Origin of the sequence: Streptomyces sp. NPDC127190, from assembly GCF_042672505.1 — a bacterium.
Lineage (GTDB): Bacteria > Actinomycetota > Actinomycetes > Streptomycetales > Streptomycetaceae > Streptomyces.
On the sequence record NZ_JBHXVE010000007.1, the window covers coordinates 57263 to 75347 of the forward strand.

Genomic DNA, 18085 nt, shown 5'->3' on the forward strand with positions numbered 1-18085 from the left:
GCCATCGCCCTACTGTCGCACCGCTCCCGCCGTCCGGGGCGTCACCGCTTCACGAGTCGTACCGACAGACCCTCTGCCGTGTACACCGGTACGGCCCGCAGGCTGCCGGAGTTCACCTCGATGCGGTCGAACCGCCCGCGCAGCCGGGGCGCGTCGAGCACCGGCAGCGTGCAGCCCTCGGCCGGCGGCCGTGCGGTGTCCAGCCGCAGCGACAGTACGGCCGCACCGCCCAGCACGGCCAGGTGCCGGACCGTCAGCGGGGCCTTGCCGCCGGCGCTCAGGGTGACCGCGAGCGTGCCCGCCGCCTGCGCGTAGGCGCCGCGCACCCGCAGCCGTCCGGCCACCTCCAGCGTGCCGTCCGCGACCCGCACGTCCCCGTGGCCGAGGGCGTCTGCGGAGCCGGCGACCAGGGTGCCCGCCGCCAGCACGGTGCCGCCCGTGTAGCGGTTGCGGCCGGTCAGCGTGAGCGTGCCGGTGCCCTGCTTGGTCAGGCCGCCGCGGCCGCCGATGTCGTTGCGCCAGCTGTCGGCCGCCGAGAAGCCGCCGGCCGCCGCGTCCAGCGTCACGGTGACGTCCGTGTCGAAGGCGCCGTAGCCGTCCGCCGCGGCGAACAGGTCCAGCCGGCCCCACTGTTCGAACCCGTCCAGCAGCACATACCCGGACGGCAGCCCCGTGGTCCGCAGCACCTCGCGACGCTGGTCCGCGGTGAGATACGGCAGCCGGGTCTCCAGCAGCACCTCCGCGCCCTTCGGCACGGTCAGCGGCACATCGCGGCCCTCCCGCTCCAGGACGTACGTCAGCCTCGGCCGCACCGCACACCGGTTGGCGTCCCGGTCGGCGTACGGGTCGTCGGCGGGGTGCGCGTAGGCGTACAGGGTGTCGGCGGTGGTGCCGGTCCGCGCGGTGAAGTAGCCGAGCGCCTGGGCGCGGGCCGCCGTCTTCAGCTCCGCGTTGGCCGGGTCGGCGAGCGTGGCCGCGGCGAGAGCGGTCGCCATGATCCGGCCGCCGATCACGTCGACGGGGCTGTGCATGCCCGCCACGATCCGGGTGTGGCTCAGCTCCGACGCGCGGGTCACCAGTTCCTGGAACCGCTCCGGTACGGCGTAGGCGTACGCCAGCGCGGCCAGGTGGAAGGCGTTGGTGTGCCCGCTCGGGAAGCCGCCGTCGTCGGCGGGGGAGGTGCCGCGCTGACGCAGCAGCTGCGGGGCCACGACCACCTCGGAGTCGTACACCGGGAAGCCGAACGCGTCCGTCGCACCGGTGTCGACGACCTCGCTGTCCTCCGTCATCCGCCACGGCCGCGGGTACGCGTAGGCGTACTTGGAGGGGTTGCCGGAGGCGTACGGGCCGCGGACCGTGTCGACCAGCTCGGCGACCTTGCCGAGGTCCGAGTCGTGCGCGCCCGCGCCGAGCGCCGAGCCCGCCGGGGCGTCCGCGGGGACGGCGTCGTTGACGGTGCTCGCCGGGGTGCCGTCGGGCGCGCTCGTGATCGACGTGACCGCCCGGGCGCCCGCCCGGTACAGGCCGGCGAGCGGGCCGAGTCCCGCGATCAGCGCGTAGCTCTGGTGCTGGCGGTCGTAGAGGAACGCCTCCTTGGCCTGTTCGCGGGTGCGTTCGCGGGTGATCCGGGCGCAGTAGCGCATGTTGGCGCGCAGTGTCTCCGGGCGCAGCGGGGCGCCGGAGTCCCAGGTGGAGCCGGTCTTCCACACCTCGGCGAAGCCGTCGAGGACACGGACCACCGCGTTGGTCTCGGCGGTCCGGTTCGCGGGGACGTTGGTCCGGTAGTCGTCCACGAAGGCCGCCGGGGCGGTCGCGGCCTTCGCGTCGGCCGCCGGCAGCCACGCGGCGACGGCCGGTGCGGCGAGCACGCCCGCCGACGCGGCCAGCGAGGTCGCGAGGAACCGGCGCCGGTTCGGTACGGAGGATCGGTGACCGGCGGAAGACGGCATGCCTGTGCCTCTCGGAAGCGGTCCACGGCAACGCCCGGCCGGATGTGCCGGGTTGTGCGATCCCGTGGAGAAGGGGGCGGAAGAGCGGGAACGGATACATGAGTAGGACCGGGGTGTGTCACCGCGGGGAGGCTGCGGTGACGGGTGGCGGTGCGGCAGGTGAACGCGCGGCGCGGAACACACACGAACGCGCTGACCCGCACACCGCAACGCCGACGAGGGCGGCGGTCGGCTGTACGGGGGCGTATGTGCCGGTGTCCTCGCGCGGAGGTGTGCTGGGCGTGCCGGTGCGACACATGGCAGCGGGCTGCCCGGTGTGCGGCGCCTCCTTGCGGCATATGTGCCGGTGCGGCGCATGGAAGCGCGGTGGTTCGCTGTGCGGCGCGCCTCCGTGGGCGCGGCTCGCCCGTGGCGGCGTATGTGCGGGTGCCCTCGCGCGGAGGTGTGTCGGACTCGACCGCGAGGCATGGCGGCGGGCTGGCCCGTGTGCGGCGCCTGCGTGCGGTGGCCGTGCCGGTGCCCTCGCGCGGAGATGCGCCGGACGCGCCGGTGCGGTGCGTGGAAGCGCGGTGGTTCGCTGTGCGGCGCCTCCGCGGGCAGCGGCCCGCCGTACGGCGGCGCATGTGCCGGTGCCCTCGCGCAAAAGATGTGCTGGACGCGCCGGTGCGACACATGGCAGCGGCCACTGCTCGGAGGTGTGCTGAACGCTCCGGCGCCACCGCGTCGAAACCCTCCGCGAACACAGCCCGTTCACAGCAGCGAACGCGCCAGCGCCACCGCGCCGTCGACCGGCGGCACCCGCAGCCGCTGCGGCCGTGTGCCCGGCAACTCCTGGGCGAGCGCCGCGGTGAGCGCGTCGTACAGTCGCGGCTGGGACAGGATCGTGCCGCCGGCGACCACCACGTCGTCGGCCGCCGCGCCGCGCTCCGCGAGCCGGACGACGAGTCCGGCGAGGGCGCGGGCCGCTGCGGCGATCACCTCGGCGGCGAGGAGCGAGCCGGCCGCCGCGGCGGCGAAGACGGCGGGGGCGTGCCGTCCCCACTCGGCGGACTGGTCGGTGGCGCGCTCCAACGCGGCCCCCAGTGCGGGCACTTCGGGCACGTGGAAGGCGTCGGTCAGGGCCGCCGCCAGCGCGTCGGGCGGTTCACCGCGGTCATGGGCCGCCCAGCAGGCGCGGGCGGCCTCCCGGACGAGCCCGGCCGCGCCGCCCTCGTCGCCCAGGACCGCGCCCCAGCCGCCGACCTGGACGGTCGTGCCGTCGGGGCGCCGGCCCACCGCCACCGAGCCGGTGCCGGCGACCAGACCGACACCCTTGTCCAACCCGGCGGCGGGGACGAGGAGTTCGGCGTCGCCCACGACCCGTGCGGGGGCGTCGAAGTGGAGGTGCAGCGCGTCGCGGATCCGCGCGCACTGGCCCGCCGTCTCACAGGCGTGGCCGCCCACGGCCAGGGCCGCCGGCCGGGTGCCCGGGGGCAGCGCCTCGGCGACCAGCCGGGCCAGCCAGCCGGCGGCGGTCACGGGGTCGTGCGGCCGCCAGCCGCTGCTCGGGCGGACGTGGTCGGCGACCAGGGCGTCCCCCGCGACGGCGCGGAGCTGTGTCTTGGTGCCGCCCACGTCGATACCGACCCGGAGCGGCGTCACATCCTGCACGGGACCTCTTTCGTCGGTGCGGGAAGGCGTGTGACGGCGGGCGAACCGTGTCTGGCGGAACAGGGATACGAGCGGTCGGGAAGCCCCGGGACGGGCCTCGGGCGGAGCACGGCAGGCGAGTACCGTGAAGTTCGTTAGGAAGTTAACTAACGAAGTACAGTGCGTCAAGAGGCGTTCGCGTCCGCACGCCCAGGGCCGGCGGGCGCCACGCCGGGCATCCCCGTGCCGCGTCCCCGAGGCGCCCCACTCCTCGGCGGCGGGCCGTGATCTGTGGGAGAACCGTTGGAACACGACGTGGTGGCGGCCCCCCGCCTGACCGAGAGTGCGGGCGCGGTCTTCGCCGTACTGGCCCGGGCGGGCACCGCGACCCGGCCGCAACTCGCCGCGCTGGCCGGCCTGTCCAAGCCGACGGTGTCGCAGGCCGTCGCGGAACTGGAGAGCGCCCGGCTCGCCGGACGCTCCGGCACCGCCTCCAGCGGCACCGGCCGCACCGCGGCCGTCTACCGCCTCGGACCGGACGCCGGCGCCGTCCTCGCCGTCGACCTCGGTCCCGCCCGCACCCGGGTGCGCGGCTGCGCCTTGGACGGCACGCTGCTCGCCGAGGCCACCGGCACCCGAGAGGACGCCGCCGACGCCGTGCGCGAGGGTCTCGCCGCGCTGCCCGCGGGCACCCCGCTGCGCAGCGTCGTCGTCGCCGTCGGCGATGTCATCACGCCGGGGAAGGACGGCACCGGGATGCGCCCGGCCACGGCCAAGGCGGGCCCCGTCTTCGACGCCATGGCCGTCGCCCTGCCCCCGGGCGTGCCGGTCCACCTGGAGAACAACGTCAACTGCGCCGCCCTCGCCGAACTGCACGAGGGCGCCGCCCGGGACCGGGACACCTTCGGCTATCTGCGGGTCGGCGTGGGCGTCGGCCTCGGCATCGTCATCGGCGGCCAGGTGCTGCGCGGGGCCAACGGCGCCGCCGGCGAGCTGGCCCGGCTGCCCTACCCCTGGGACACGGACCGCGCACCGCGCCTGGAGGCGCTGGAGGAGTACATCGGGGCGGATGCGCTGCTGCGCCGGGCCGCCGAGGCATGGCCGTACGAGGACGGCCCGTGTCCGGCCACCACCGAGCACCTCTTCGCGCTGGCCGGCCGGGGGAGCGCAGCGGCCGGCGCCGTCGTCGCCCGGCACGCCGCCGACGTGGGCCGGATCGCCGCCGCCGTGGCCGCCGTACTCGACCCGGGACTGATCGTGCTCGGCGGCAGTACCGGCGCGGACCCCCTGCTGCTGCCCGGGGTGCGGGCCGAACTGGCGCGGCTGAGCTGGCCCACCGAGGTGGTCAGCAGCACGGTCGGGGAACTGGGCACCGTCGTGGGCGCCGCCCGGCTCGCGGTCGCCCGTGGAGTCCAAACCGTGACCCAGGCGGCGCGAAGGAAGGATTGACGGCCTCCGGCTCGTTCTGCCAATGTCCGGACAAGCGCTTTCCAGGGCCGGTCGGGATACCGGCTCCGGGTGCGCGTCCCGGCCGCACGCGAGCGTACGGCCACCGCGCGAGGGCGTGCTCGCGCGGTACCGGCCGAGGGCCGGGGACGCCACCCGCACAGGCGGCGCGGCCGGGCGAGGCCGTGTCCCGCGAGGCGCTCCTTCCCCCGTACCTGCACCCGGGCCGCGCCGATCGGCCGGGGATCCGTCACGCACCATCAGGGAGGACCCGGTGGGTCACCAGATCTCGCGCAGAACCCTCTTCCGCACCGCGAGCGGCCTCGCCGCCGCAGGCGCCCTCGGCCCGGCGCTCACCGCCTGCGCCGGCGGCACCGGAGCGGGCAGCGACAGCGGCAGGCTGACCATGACCTGGTGGGGCAGCGACGAGCGGCACGCCGCCTACAAGAAGGCCCTCGCCGCCTTCGAGAAGAGCCACCCGAAGATCCCGATCGAGACCCGCTACTCGGGCTACGACGGCTACTTCGACAAGTTCAACACCCAGGTCGCCGGCGGCAGCGCCCCCGACCTGCTCCAGATGGACACCGCGCTGGTCGCCCAGTACGCCCGCAAGGGCATCCTCGCCCCGCTCGACTCCTACGTCGGCAAGACCCTGGACCTGACCGGCTTCTCCAAGACGCTGCTCGCCGCCGGCACCGTCGACGGCAAGCTGTACGGCGTGCCGTCCGGCATCGGCGTCAACCAGCTCACCGTCAACCGCAGCGGCCTGGAGAAGCTCGGCCTGAAGCTGCCCGAGCCCGAGTGGACCTGGAACGACCTCAAGCACATCGCCGTCCAGGTCTACAAGAAGAGCGGCGGCCGGACCTACGGCGTCGACGACGGCGGCGGCTCCACCCTCCAGTGCTTCGAGATCTTCGCCCGGGAGAAGGGCCAGCCCTTCTTCTCCGACGACGGCAAGAAGCTCGGCTTCACCCCCGACACCCTCCAGGAGTGGTGGGAGTTCTGGGCCGGGATGCGCAAGGACCACGCGTCGCCGCCGCCCGCGGTCACCTCCGCCGCGCACAACGACCTCACCAAGAACGCGGTCGTCATCGGCAAGGCCCTGTTCACCTTCGACTCCGGTGTCTACGGCGCCGGCGGCGCCATCACCGACGCCCAGCTGGACTTCCTGCCCACCCCGCAGGGCGACTGGAGCGGCGCCCGCGAGGGCAACTTCGTCAACGGCGGCGTGCTGCTGAGCGCCACCAAGGCGAGCAAGAAGGTCGCCGACTCGGTGAAGATCATGAGCTTCTTCGCCCAGGACCCCACCGCCATCAAGGACATGCAGCTGTACCGCGGCATCCCGCCGACCGAGAAGGCCCGTTCGCTGATCTCCGCCGGGCTGGACGAGACCGACGAGCGGAACATGGCGATGGCCGACTACCTCTCCCGGCGGGTGGCCAAGGCCACCGACGCGCTGCCCGCGCCCGTCCCGCCGCCCAAGGGCGCCGACCAGATCTGGGACCTGCTGTTCCAGTCCAACCTGGCCGTCGCCTTCGGCAAGAAGACGATCAAGGCGCAGCTGAGCGAGTTCTTCGACCAGGCGCAGTCGATCCTCGCGGGCTGACCGCCCGCCCCGCACACATCAGGCACCGGGAGAGGCCAGGGAGAAGATGAGCATGACCACCGCCCGCACCGACGAGGCCGCGAAGGAGGCGCCGACGGCCGCCGCCGACCGGCGCGAGCGCGAACGGATGCGCCGCCGGGCCGCCGGCCGGCGCGGCGGAGGATGGTGGCCGTACCTGTTCCTGGCCCCCTGGTTCGCCGGCCTGTTCGGGCTGACGGTCTACCCGATGCTGGACTCCCTCTATCTGTCCTTCACCGACTTCGACCTGCTCACACCCGCGCGCTGGATCGGCGCCCGGAACTACACCCACATGTTCACCGACGACCCGGTCTTCTGGGACTCGGTGCACGCCACCCTGCTGTACGTCCTGGTCTCCGTGCCGCTGAAACTCGCCCTCGCGCTCGGCGTGGCGATCCTGCTCAACCGCCCGCTGAAGGGCATCGGCGTCTACCGGGCCGCCTTCTACCTGCCCTCGCTGCTCGGCGGCGCGGTGGCCATGGCGATCGTATGGCGGCAGGTGTTCGGCGGGGACGGCCTGTTCAACGACGTCCTCGGCTGGTTCGGCATCAAGGGCCAGGACTGGATCTCCAGCCCCGACACCTCGGTCTACACCCTCGTCCTGCTCGCCGTCTGGCAGTTCGGCACCCCGATGGTCATCTTCCTCGCCGGACTCAAGCAACTGCCCAAGGACGTCTACGAGGCCGCGGCGATCGACGGCGCCGGAACGTTCACCCGCTTCTTCCGGATCACCCTGCCGCTGCTCACCCCGATCGTGTTCTTCAACGTGGTCCTCCAGATCATCGACGGGTTCAAGACCTTCACCCCCGCCTACGTGGTGAGCAACGGCACCGGCGGACCGCTCAACTCGACCATGCTCTACTCCCTGTACCTGTACAAGAAGGGCTTCACCGACCTCCAGATGGGCTACGCGTCGGCGCTGGCCTGGGTGCTGTTCCTGGTCATCGCGGGCTTCACGGCGGTCAACTTCGTCGCCGGCCGTTACTGGGTCCACTACGACGACTGAGCGAGGAGTCCGTCCGATCATGTCCGCCCTCACCCCGAGCGCGCCGCCGCACAAGCTCCGCCCGTTCACCGGCCCCCGCCGCATCCTGCTGCACACCCTGCTCATCGGCGTGGCCCTGGTCATGCTCTACCCGCTGCTGTGGATGCTGAGCAGCTCCCTCAAGCCCGACACCGAGATCTTCACCCACCCCGGGCTGGTCCCGCACCACCTGCACCCCGGGAACTACGCCGAGGGCTGGAGCGGCTCCGGCAACTCCTTCTCCCTCTACATCACCAACTCGCTGATCGTCACGATCGGCGCGGTGATCGGCAACGTCCTCTCCTGCTCGCTGGCCGCCTACGCCTTCGCCCGCTTCGAGTTCCGGGGCAAGAGGATCTGGTTCGGGCTGATGCTCGGCACGCTCATGCTGCCCATGCAGGCCACGCTGATCCCGCAGTACACGATCTTCTACAACCTGACCTGGATCAACACCTTCCTGCCGCTGATCGTCCCCAAGTTCCTCGCCACGGACGCCTTCTTCATCTTCCTGATGGTGCAGTTCATCCGCTCCATCCCGCGCGAGCTGGACCAGGCGGCGATGATGGACGGCGCCAACCCGCTCCAGATCTACGTCAGGATCATCCTGCCGCTGATGAGGCCGGCGCTCGTCACCACGACCATCTTCACCTTCATCTGGACCTACGACGACTTCCTCAGCCAGCTCGTCTACCTCCAGCAGAACGCCCGCTTCACCGTCCCGCTCGGCCTCACCCTCTTCCTGGACAAGACCAGCGGCTCCTCCTACGGCGCGATGTTCGCCATGTCGGCACTCGCCCTCGCCCCCACGCTCATCTGCTTTCTCGTCTTCCAGAAGAGGCTGGTGGAAGGCCTGGCCACCACCGGAATGAAGGGCTGATCCCGCGTGCACCTGCCCCACCAGCGCGGCCCGCTGCACGACCTGCCGGACACCCCGCAGGTGTACGACGCCGTCCTCGCCGACGTCACCGAGCAGGCCCTCGCCCGGATCACCCCCGAAGGCAGCCTGGAACACCCCGACGCCACCGACGACATCGGCGACACCTCCCTCGGCATCACCTCCCTGCTCGCCCTCGCCTGGCAGCGCGGCAGGGACCCCCGGCTGCCCGCCGCGGTCCGCCGCAGCCTCGCCTTCCACCTGCGCGCCCGCGTCTACACCGAGGACAACCCCGGCTACCCCAATCTGCGCCGGCGCGGCACAGGGCTGCCGTACGCGCGCTATGTGCTCGACGCGGGCGCGCACCCCATCGGCGACTGGCCCAGCACGGTGTGGGCGCTCCTCCAGGCCGTGAACGTCCTGGACGCCGCGGACGGCCTGCTCGACGACGGACAGCGCACCGAGCTGCTGGAGCTGGCGCACGGGTACTGGCGCTGGCTCACCGAGGCCACCTTCTTCAACCCGCAGGCGGCGGGCAACCAGGCCATCGGCTGTGTGGTCGGCGGCCTGATGCTGGCCCGCCATCTCCCGCCCGGCGACGCCGAACCGGTCCGCGCCCGGGCCCTCGGCCTGTACACCGACGAGATCCGCGCCCACCGGGTCCGCGACCGCGGGGCCCTGCTGCCGCCCGAGCACGGCGGCGCCTACGACAACAACTACGGCCCCATCTCCCTGTCGTTCCTCGCCCAGGCCCACCGGGTCAGCGGCGCGGAGATGTTCGCCGAGGACGGCGACACCCTCGCCCGCTACCTGGACGCCCGGCTGACCTCCGGCGGCTACGACGTCGGCGGCCCCCGCTACAGCGAACAGCACTCCGGCTTCGAAGCCGTCCTCGGACTGCGCTACTTCGGCGCCCGCATCGGCGCCGACCTCGGCCGCTACCGCGGCGACAGCCGGTGGGGCCGGCACGCGGTCGGGCCCGACGGCGCCGTCGACGGCCACTTCGCCTTCATGCTGGTCTGGCAGATCCAGGACACCGCCCGCTGGCACCGCACCCCCTCCGCCGCACCCGTCCGCCACCAGCTGCGCTCGGGCAGGGTCTCGGTCGCCTTCGACAGCCGGATGACCCCCGCGCTGCTCGAAGCGGGCGGCACCTACTACCTGCCCGCCGCCGTCCACCGCCAGCACGGCTTCGGCCCGGTCACGGACGGCTTCCTGCTGTGCCGCCCGATGGGCGAGGTCCGGGTCCGGGACGTCCGCACCGCCGAACTCGCCGCGAAACTGGTCACCAAGCCCGTCGTCGGCCGGGACCATGTGCTGCGCCACATCCGCTCGCTGTACGTCACCGACGGCGTCCGGCTGTGGCTGACGGTCGCCGTGGAACGGCTCGACGGGACGCCGTACCTGCTGTCCGGCATGCCGTACGCCGCCGACGACGGCGACCGTGTGTGCCGTACCTCCGAGGGCGAGGTCGCCGCCGCGGCCGGGCTGCGCCTCACCCACCCGGAGCGCCCCGGCCCCGACCACTTCGACGCCCGCGCCGGACTCACCCAGGAACAGGCGGCGTTCGCGCTCGCCGCCGACCCGCGCGGCTACGGCGACCCGGACCAGGGCTGGAGCCATCTGGTCTCCTCCACCGCCCTGGAGGCCGACCCGGCACCGGGCGCCCCACAGGGGCTGCACGTCTTCGCCGTCCGGTACGGCGAGCGCGGACCGTACACGCCCGTCCTCACGGCCGGACCCCGGGGACTGACCGTACGCACCGAGGCGTTCACGGCGCTGATCGGACACCCGGCCGGCGACGAGCGGGGGGAACCGGAACTGACCCTCGACCGCTGACCGCCGGGCCGCTCAGTACGCGAGGTCCCCGGTCGGCACCACCAGATCCGCCCGCTCCCGGGTCGTGGCGATCAGCTCGGCGTTGTGCTGGTCGGTGCCCAGCACCCAGGCCACCGCCGCCGCACGGTCCTTGCCGAACTCCTCGTGCCGGGCGATCAGCCGCCGGATCCGCTCCTCCTCGGGCATCTCGCAGAACCACACCTCGTCCAGACACGGCCGCACCCGCGCCCACGAACCCTCCGCCAGCAGCAGGTAGTTCCCCTCGGTCACCACCAGCCGGGCGGCGGCCGGCACCGGGATCGCACCCGCGAGCGGCTGCTCCAGCACCCGCTCGAAGCCCGGCGCGTACACCACCTCGCCGGTCTCCTCGCGCAGCCGCCGCAGCAGCGCCGCGTACCCGGCCGCGTCGAAGGTGTCCGGGGCGCCCTTGCGGTCCCGGCGGCCGAGCCGGTCCAGTTCGGCGTCCGCCAGATGGAAGCCGTCCATCGGGACATGCGCCGCAGGGCACCGCCCGTCCGCGTTCAGGGCGCGCACCAGGTGCTCCGCGAGCGTCGTCTTGCCCGCGCCCGGACTGCCCGCGATCCCGAGCAGGGCACGGCCACCGCCCCCGGCGAGGGAGCGGGCGCGGTCGAGGAGGTCGTCGAAGGTCAGCGGCACACAGCAGAGTGTGCCAGCAGCCGCCCACGGAACATGTGGCGTGCGCCACTCACTGGACGGCGCCCTGCGGGGAACAGTGCCCGGTATGAGTCAGCTCGGTCTGCCCGACACCATTCAAGCCTGCCTCTTCGACCTGGACGGGGTCGTCACCAAAACGGCGGTCGTGCACGCGGCCGCCTGGAAGGAGACGTTCGACGCGTTCCTGCGGGACCACGAGGGCCCGCGGGCCCGGCCGTTCGACCCGGTCGCCGACTACGACGAGTACGTCGACGGACGCCCCCGCGCCGACGGAGTGCGCGCCTTCCTCGCCTCCCGCGGCATCCACCTGCCCGAGGGCACCCCCGCCGACCCGCCGGACGCCCTCACCGTGCACGGGCTCGGCAACCGCAAGAACGAGCTGCTGCTGGAGAAGATCCGCACCGGCGGCGTCCAGGCCTATCCGGGCACCATCCGCTATCTGACGGCCGTGCGCGCCGCCGGGCTGGGCACCGCGATCGTCTCCTCCAGCGCCAACTGCCGGGACGTACTGCGGGCGGTCGACGCCGAGCACTACTTCGACGTACGGATCGACGGGGTGGTCGCCGCGGAACGGAACCTGCCGGGCAAGCCGCACCCCGACACCTTCCTCGCCGCCGCGCAGGAGCTGGGCGTCGCCCCGGAACACGCGGCCGTCTTCGAGGACGCGCTGGCCGGGATGGACGCCGGGCGCGCGGGCGGCTTCGGGTACGTCGTCGGCGTCGACCGGGTCGGCCAGAGCGACGCGCTGGCCGCGCACGGCGCGTCGGTCGTCGTCAAGGACCTCGCCGAGCTGGGAGGCGAACGGTGATCACCGACCGGTCGTACGCCGTCGAGCCCTGGGCCGTCCGCGAGACCGCCCTGAACCTCGACGTCCTCGCCCAGAGCGAGTCCGTGTTCGCGCTGTCCAACGGCCATGTCGGCTGGCGCGGCAACCTCGACGAGGGCGAGCCGCACGGCCTGCCCGGCAGCTACCTCAACGGCGTGCACGAGCTGCACCCGCTGCCGTACGCGGAGGCCGGCTACGGCTACCCCGAGTCCGGCCAGACGGTCATCAACGTCACCAACGGAAAGATCCTGCGGCTGCTGGTGGACGACGAGCCGTTCGACCTGCGCTACGGCCGGCTCGTCGGCCACGAGCGGGTGCTGGACCTGCGCCGCGGGGTGCTGGAACGCACCTGCGAGTGGACCTCCCCGGCCGGCTCCACGGTCCAGGTGCGCTCCACCCGGCTGGTGTCGCTCACCCAGCGGGCCGTCGCCGCCATCGCCTACGAGGTGCGGGCCGTCGACCGCCGCACCCGGGTGGTGATCCAGTCGGAGCTGGTCGCCAACGAGAGCCTGCCCGAGACCGCCGACGACCCGCGCGCCGCGATGGCCCTCCAGTCACCGCTGGAACCGGAGGACCACTTCGCCGCCGGCCACCGGCTGCGCCTCGTGCACCGCACCCGGCGCAGCGGCCTCCGGGTCGCCGTCGCCGCCGACCACGTCGTCAGCGGCCCGGAGCGCACCACCACCAGCAGCGAGAGCGGCACCGACGTGGCCCGGCTGACCGTCACCTCCGTGCTGGAGCCCGGACAGACGCTCCGGCTGGAGAAGCTGGTCGCCCACGGCTGGTCCGGCACCCGCTCACTGCCCGCGATGGCCGACCAGGTCGACGCCGCGCTCGCCGCCGCCGCGCACGACGGCTGGCCGGGCCTGCTCGCCGAACAGCGGGCCTGCCTGGACGACTTCTGGGACCGCGCCGACGTCGAGGTGGCAGGCGACGAGGAGATCCAGCAGGCCGTCCGGTTCGCGCTCTTCCATGTGTTCCAGGCCGGGGCCCGCGCCGAACAACGCGCGATACCCGCGAAGGGGCTGACCGGCTCCGGCTACGACGGGCACGCCTTCTGGGACACCGAGATGTTCGTCCTGCCGGTGCTCACCCACACCGCGCCGGCCGCCGTCGCCGAGGCGCTGCGCTGGCGGCACGCCACCCTCGACGAGGCCCGCGAGCGCGCGGCCCAACTCGGGCTCGCCGGCGCCGCGTTCCCCTGGCGGACCATCGCCGGCGCGGAAGGCTCGGCCTATTGGCCGGCCGGCACCGCCGGCTTCCACGTCAACGCCGGCATCGCCGACGCCGTCGTCCGGTACGTCGAGGCCACCGGCGACACCGACTTCGAGCGGGAGGCGGGCGTGGAACTGCTGGTGGAGACCGCCCGGCTGTGGCGCTCGCTGGGCCACCACGACGCGCACGGCGTCTTCCACATCGACGGCGTCACCGGCCCCGACGAGTACAGCGCGGTCGCCGACGACAACACCTACACCAACCTGATGGCCCGGCAGAACCTGCTCGCCGCCGCCGACGCCGTCGAACGCCACCCGCGCGAGGCACGGCGGCTCGGCGTGGACGAGGAGGAGAGCGCCGCCTGGCGGGACGCGGCCGGCGCCATGCACGTGCCGTACAACACCGAACTCGGCGTCCACGAGCAGCACGCAGGGTTCACCCGCTACCAGCGCTGGGACTTCGCCGGCACCCGCCCCGAGCAGTACCCGCTGCTGCTCCACTTCCCCTACTTCGACCTGTACCGCAAGCAGGTCGTGAAACAGGCCGACCTGGTGCTGGCCATGTACACGTGCGACGCCTGGTTCGCCGAGCGGTACGACGAGGAGCAGATCGCCCGGAACTTCGCCTACTACGAGCCGCTGACCGTCCGCGACTCCTCGCTGTCCGCCTGCTGCCAGGCTGTCGTCGCCGCGCGGACGGGCCATCTCGACCTCGCCTACGACTACACCGCCGAGGCCGCGCTGATGGACCTCCAGGACCTGGAGCACAACACCCGGGACGGGCTGCACATCGCGTCCCTGGCCGGTACCTGGATGGCGCTGGTGGCCGGGTTCGGCGGGCTGCGCAGGGCCGGCGAGCGGCTCCGGTTCGCGCCCCGGCTGCCCGAACGGCTGCACCGGCTCGCCTTCACCGTGCAGTTCCGGGGCCGCCGGCTGCGGGTCGACATCGGCGCCGACAAGACGGTGTACACCCTGCTGGACGGCCCGCCGCTCACCCTTCGCCACCATGACGAGCCGGTGACGGTGAGCTGCGGGGGACCGGCGGTGCGGGCGGTACCCCCCGCGGTCCGCCGTCCGGCCCCGGAGCAGCCCCCGCACCGGGCGCCGAACGGCGGCTGAGCACCGCCGGCGTCGCGCGCGGCCGTGCGCGCAGGGCGGCGACCGGACCGGGGCCGCCAGGGCCCGCGACGCCGGCAAGATCCGGAAGAAAGGCCTGGATCCCTCGGCCGGTCGGCCGACCGCTTCCCGGCAAACGGCCCGGAGCCGGGGTAGTTTGGCGGTGTTTCGCCGACTACGCGGGCGGGGGGTGAAGGATGGCCGGCAGCGGGCACGCCGCACGCGTCGGTCCGCGCCGCGCGCACCCGGCGGGGGCCTCACGGGGGCGGGAGTGGTTGCACGGTGCCGTCGTACGCCCCGGCCGGGGCCTCGGCCGGGACGAGACGGTCACGCTCACCCGGGCCGGGGCCGTTCCCACCGCGTTCCGCGCCGCGACGTACGGCCACGCCGCCGACACCACCACGGCCGTGGTCCGTGCCCCGGCATCCGTACGGTCCGCAGGCCGGTGGCTCTCCCACGTCGTGCCGGAGGATGGCTCATGACGTCACCGGCGGGCGCGACACAGGCGTCCCCAGAGGCGCAGACGCCTCTGCTTCCGCACGGCAGCACGCCCCCCGGCGCCCGTACCGGCCGGCGCCGGGCCCGCTGGCACGCCGGAGTCTGCCTCGCCGTGCTGCTCGGCGCCCTGTATCTGGCCCGCCGGCACTGGTCCGTGCTGGCGAGCGGTGCCGGGCGGCTGGCCGGGGCCGACACCGGCTGGCTGCTGGTGGGGGCGAGCGCGGCCCTGGGCACCTGGGCGGCCGCGGCGCTCGCCCAGCAGGGAGCGGTCCTCCGACGCCTGCCCGGCCCCAGGCTGCTCGCCGCCCAGTTCGCCGCCTCCGCCGCCAACCACCTGCTGCCCGCGGGGCTCGGCGCCGGGGCCGTCAACCTCCGCTTCCTGATGCGCTGCGGGCTGCCGGCGGGGCGCTCGGCCGGTGCGCTCGCCGTGAAGGCCACCGCCGGCGCCGTCGTCCGCCTCGCGCTCATCGCACTGCTCGCCCCGGCCTGCCCCGGCCTGCTGCGCCTGCCGCCCGTACCCCCGGCCGTGCTCGCGGGCGCGCTGGGTGCCGTCCCGGTCCTGGCGGTGCTGGCGGTGACGCCGGTGGGGTCGCGCTGCCGGAGGGCGCTCGCCGCCGTCCTCGGCGACCTGCGCGCACTGCATCTCCACCCGGCCCGTGCGGCGGCCCTCTGGGGCGGTTCCCTCGCCTTCGCCTTGCTGCACGCGCTGGTCCTCATCGCCGTCACCCGGGCCGTCGCCCTGCCCCTGCCGCCGCTCGCGGTGGCCCTGCTGTACCTCGCCGCCAGCAGTGCCGCCGCCCTGCTGCCCACCCCGGGCGGCCTCGGCTCCCTGGACGCCGTCCTCGCCTTCGCCCTGACCACCTCGGGAACCCCCGCCGCGGCCGCCGCCTCCGCGGTGCTGGGCTACCGGCTGCTGACCGTGTGGCTGCCCCTGCTGCCCGGCCTGCTGGTGCTGGGTGTGCTGGTGCGTCGGGGGGCGCTGTGAGCGACGGCGCTTTCCAGCCGGGGTCTGCTGGGCGAGGCGCAGGTCAGTGCGGAAGCACCCAGTCCGGCCGCCAGGTTCCGGCGGCGTCGTGGCTCCCCGCTGCGGTGGCGAGGTGGGCGCGGAGGGTGGCCAGTGCCGGGTGGGGATTGTCGCGGTGCCAGAGGAGCGAGTGCGGGTAGACGGGCATCGGGTCGGTCACCGGGATGCGGCGCAGACCATGGCCGGCGGGCCAGACGAGGCGGGTGTGCCCGCCCATGAAGGTGGCCAGGGCCGGAGTGTCGGCGACGGTGTCGAGGAGCGCGTCGGAGCCGAAGTTGGGCCCGGTCGCCTCGATGGTGAGCGAGAACTCGGCGACGAGGTCGTCGTAGTAGGCGGCCCACTCGCTGCCGGGAACGATGCCCGGCATCCAGATCCGGTGCCCGGCGAGCCGGGCGAGGGGCACCGACCGGGCGCCGGCCAGTGCGTGGGCGGGGCCGGTGAGGAGTTCGAGCGGCTCGTCGAGCACCCGCACGGAGTCGATGTCCTCCGGGAAGGGGCGGCCGGGCGCGGCGACGGCGCGGAAGGAGGCGTCGATCGCGCCGGTCCGGATGGCGGCGACGGCCGTCTCGATGTCGAGCAGCATCACCACGTCGAGGTCGATCTCGGGGTGGGCGCGGTGGAACGCCCGCATCAGGCCCGAGGCCGCACCGCGTGAGGCGATGATGTCGACGCGCAGGGGACGGTGGCCCGTGCGCACGGACGCGACCGCGCGTTCGGCGACCCGCAGCAGCTCGTGCGCGTGAGCGAGGAAGGCCTGCCCGTCGATGGTGAGCTCGGCGCCGCGCGCGGTGCGGGTGAACAGCCGCACACCCAGGCTGCGTTCCAGCGCGGCGATGCGCTTGGAGACGGCCTGCTGGGTGATCGACAGATCGGTGGCGGCTCGCTGGAACTGGCCCGATTCCGCGACGGCGACGAACGTACGCACTGCTTCGAGGTCCACGCCGGCCACCTTAGGCAACAACCGATGGTTGTGAACACTCCGCAGGACGGTTGTTTGACCTGCGGTTGCGCCGCTCGCTTAGCTCTCATGGTCAACGCCGGTTTGTTCGGTGGGATGTGAAGGGGAGCGTCGAGGATGGTGGGCAGGCGACCGCTGGGCCGGCAGTTCGGCTGGCTGTGGACGGCGTACGCGGTGAGTGCCTACGGGTCCGGGCTGGGGTTCGGGGCACTGCCACTGATCGCCGTACTGGTGTTGCACGCCCACCCCGCCGAGGTGTCCGCACTGTCCGCGGTGGGACCGGCGGTGGGCGCGCTGATCGCGGTGCCGCTCGCACCCTGGGTGGAGATCCGGCGCAAGCGCCCGGTCATGATCGCGATGGACCTGACCCGGTTCGCGGCCATGGCGACCATCCCGGTCGCCTACGCCTTCGGCCGGCTCGGCTTCGTCCAGCTGCTCGTGATCTCGGCCGTGGTCGCCGCGGCCAAGATCGCGTTCAACGCGGCGAGCGGCGCCTGCCTCAAGGCCCTCGTCCGGCAGGAGGACCTGCTCGTGGCGAATGCGCGGTTCGAGTCCACGAACTGGAGCTCCATCGCGGTCGGACCCCCGCTGGGCGGGGCGGCGATCGCCCGGTTCGGGCCGGTCACCACCGTGGTGGCCGACGCGCTCAGCTACCTGCTGTCCGCGTTGGCCCTCACCGCGATCCGCGACCGGGAGGAAGCGCCGCGACGGACGGTCGGGAGCCCGGCCCGGGCGGGCGCGTTGCTCCACGGCTGGCGGCACATCATGGGCGACCCCGCTCTGCGGGCGCTGTACCTGAACAACATGCTCGTCTCCGGTCTGATCATGGCCACCGAGCCGCTGCTCGCCGTGCTCCTCCTGAGCCGGCTCCACTTCCCGCCCTGGCAGTACGGCCTCGCCTTCGCCGCCCCCTGTCTCGGCGGACTCGTCGGCTCCCGGCTGGCCCGCCGTGTCGTGGCCCGCCACGGCCGCGAACGGGTCTTCCGGACCGTCGGCACGCTGCGCGCGGTCTGGCTGATCGGCCTGGCCTTCGTCCGTCCCGGCGTCGTCGGGCTCGTCACGGTGATCGCGGTCGAGCTGGCGATCATCATCAACATGAGTCTGTACACCCCGGTGCTCGCCACCTACCGGCTCGAACGCACACCCCAGCAGCTCGTCGCCCGCACCCTGTCGGCCTGGTCGATCGGCCAGCAGGCGTCCATCGCCGTCTGCACCGCGCTCGGCGGGCTGCTCGCCGACGCCACCGGCCCGCGCACCGCTCTCACCGTCGCGGGACTGCTCATCCTGGCCACCCCGCTGCTGCTGCCCCGGCGCGACCGCATCGCGCAGCAGCCGGAGCCCGAGCCGGTTCCGTAGCGCGCGTCCGCTCCGATCGGGCGCCCCATGACC

At 73.7% G+C, this 18085-nt stretch carries 13 protein-coding genes; 9 read left to right on the forward strand and 4 right to left on the reverse strand.

All coding sequences use genetic code 11. The features are described from left to right. Positions 1-41: 41 nt before the first annotated feature. Positions 42-1949: a phosphatase PAP2 family protein gene (locus ACFVIU_RS13585; RefSeq protein ID WP_385842538.1), complete on the reverse strand. Its 1908-nt coding sequence runs from the start codon at positions 1947-1949 to the stop codon at positions 42-44. 750 nt (positions 1950-2699) lie between these two features. Continuing rightward, on the reverse strand, positions 2700-3599 hold the full coding sequence (locus ACFVIU_RS13590) for a BadF/BadG/BcrA/BcrD ATPase family protein (protein ID WP_385842539.1): 900 nt from the start codon (positions 3597-3599) through the stop codon (positions 2700-2702). Positions 3600-3881: 282 nt separating this feature from the next. Here ACFVIU_RS13590 and ACFVIU_RS13595 point away from each other — a divergent pair, with 282 nt between their 5' ends. The 5 genes from ACFVIU_RS13595 (at position 3882) to ACFVIU_RS13615 (ending at position 10385) form a co-directional block, all read left to right on the forward strand. Continuing rightward, a complete protein-coding gene (locus tag ACFVIU_RS13595; RefSeq protein ID WP_385842540.1) occupies positions 3882-5027 on the forward strand; it encodes an ROK family transcriptional regulator in 1146 nt (381 codons plus the stop codon). A 271-nt stretch (positions 5028-5298) separates the two neighbouring features. Further along, the gene (locus ACFVIU_RS13600) at positions 5299-6630 is read left to right on the forward strand and encodes an ABC transporter substrate-binding protein (protein ID WP_385842542.1); all 1332 of its coding nucleotides are present in this window, start codon (positions 5299-5301) and stop codon (positions 6628-6630) included. 52 nt (positions 6631-6682) lie between these two features. Next, entirely contained in the window at positions 6683-7654 is a 972-nt protein-coding gene (locus ACFVIU_RS13605) for a carbohydrate ABC transporter permease (protein ID WP_385842791.1), read from the forward strand. A gap of 19 nt (positions 7655-7673) precedes the next feature. Beyond that, positions 7674-8549, forward strand: a complete 876-nt coding sequence (locus tag ACFVIU_RS13610) for a carbohydrate ABC transporter permease (RefSeq protein ID WP_385842543.1) — start codon at positions 7674-7676, stop codon at positions 8547-8549. Positions 8550-8555: 6 nt separating this feature from the next. Continuing rightward, positions 8556-10385, forward strand: a complete 1830-nt coding sequence (locus ACFVIU_RS13615; protein WP_385842545.1) for a hypothetical protein — start codon at positions 8556-8558, stop codon at positions 10383-10385. A gap of 12 nt (positions 10386-10397) precedes the next feature. On the opposite strand, the gene ACFVIU_RS13620 is transcribed toward ACFVIU_RS13615, so the two are convergent. Then, positions 10398-11042, reverse strand: a complete 645-nt coding sequence (locus ACFVIU_RS13620; RefSeq protein WP_385842546.1) for a nucleoside/nucleotide kinase family protein — start codon at positions 11040-11042, stop codon at positions 10398-10400. Positions 11043-11127: 85 nt separating this feature from the next. Between ACFVIU_RS13620 and ACFVIU_RS13625 the strand changes: the two genes are divergently transcribed. The 3 genes from ACFVIU_RS13625 (at position 11128) to ACFVIU_RS13635 (ending at position 15699) form a co-directional block, all read left to right on the forward strand. Next, a complete protein-coding gene (locus ACFVIU_RS13625; RefSeq protein ID WP_385842547.1) occupies positions 11128-11868 on the forward strand; it encodes an HAD family hydrolase in 741 nt (246 codons plus the stop codon). Then, positions 11865-14219: a glycoside hydrolase family 65 protein gene (locus tag ACFVIU_RS13630; protein WP_385842549.1), complete on the forward strand. Its 2355-nt coding sequence runs from the start codon at positions 11865-11867 to the stop codon at positions 14217-14219. The genes ACFVIU_RS13625 and ACFVIU_RS13630 overlap by 4 nt, the downstream gene beginning before the upstream one ends. A 475-nt stretch (positions 14220-14694) precedes the next feature. After that, on the forward strand, positions 14695-15699 hold the full coding sequence (locus ACFVIU_RS13635) for a lysylphosphatidylglycerol synthase domain-containing protein (RefSeq protein WP_385842550.1): 1005 nt from the start codon (positions 14695-14697) through the stop codon (positions 15697-15699). A 43-nt stretch (positions 15700-15742) separates the two neighbouring features. On the opposite strand, the gene ACFVIU_RS13640 is transcribed toward ACFVIU_RS13635, so the two are convergent. Then, positions 15743-16678: a LysR family transcriptional regulator gene (locus ACFVIU_RS13640; protein ID WP_385842552.1), complete on the reverse strand. Its 936-nt coding sequence runs from the start codon at positions 16676-16678 to the stop codon at positions 15743-15745. Between the two features lie 135 nt (positions 16679-16813). Here ACFVIU_RS13640 and ACFVIU_RS13645 point away from each other — a divergent pair, with 135 nt between their 5' ends. Further along, the gene (locus ACFVIU_RS13645; protein WP_385842553.1) at positions 16814-18052 is read left to right on the forward strand and encodes an MFS transporter; all 1239 of its coding nucleotides are present in this window, start codon (positions 16814-16816) and stop codon (positions 18050-18052) included. The last annotated feature ends 33 nt before the right edge of the window (positions 18053-18085 follow it).

Excerpts from the sequence above, each read along its gene's own strand:
- ACFVIU_RS13645 (WP_385842553.1), top strand. The coding sequence starts at position 16,814 with ATGGTGGGCAGGCGACCGCTGGGCCGGCAGTTCGGCTGGCTGTGGACG.
- ACFVIU_RS13610 (WP_385842543.1), top strand. The coding sequence starts at position 7,674 with ATGTCCGCCCTCACCCCGAGCGCGCCGCCGCACAAGCTCCGCCCGTTC.
- ACFVIU_RS13585 (WP_385842538.1), bottom strand. The coding sequence starts at position 1,949 with ATGCCGTCTTCCGCCGGTCACCGATCCTCCGTACCGAACCGGCGCCGG.
- ACFVIU_RS13635 (WP_385842550.1), top strand. The coding sequence starts at position 14,695 with ATGACGTCACCGGCGGGCGCGACACAGGCGTCCCCAGAGGCGCAGACG.
- ACFVIU_RS13625 (WP_385842547.1), top strand. The coding sequence starts at position 11,128 with ATGAGTCAGCTCGGTCTGCCCGACACCATTCAAGCCTGCCTCTTCGAC.
- ACFVIU_RS13605 (WP_385842791.1), top strand. The coding sequence starts at position 6,683 with ATGACCACCGCCCGCACCGACGAGGCCGCGAAGGAGGCGCCGACGGCC.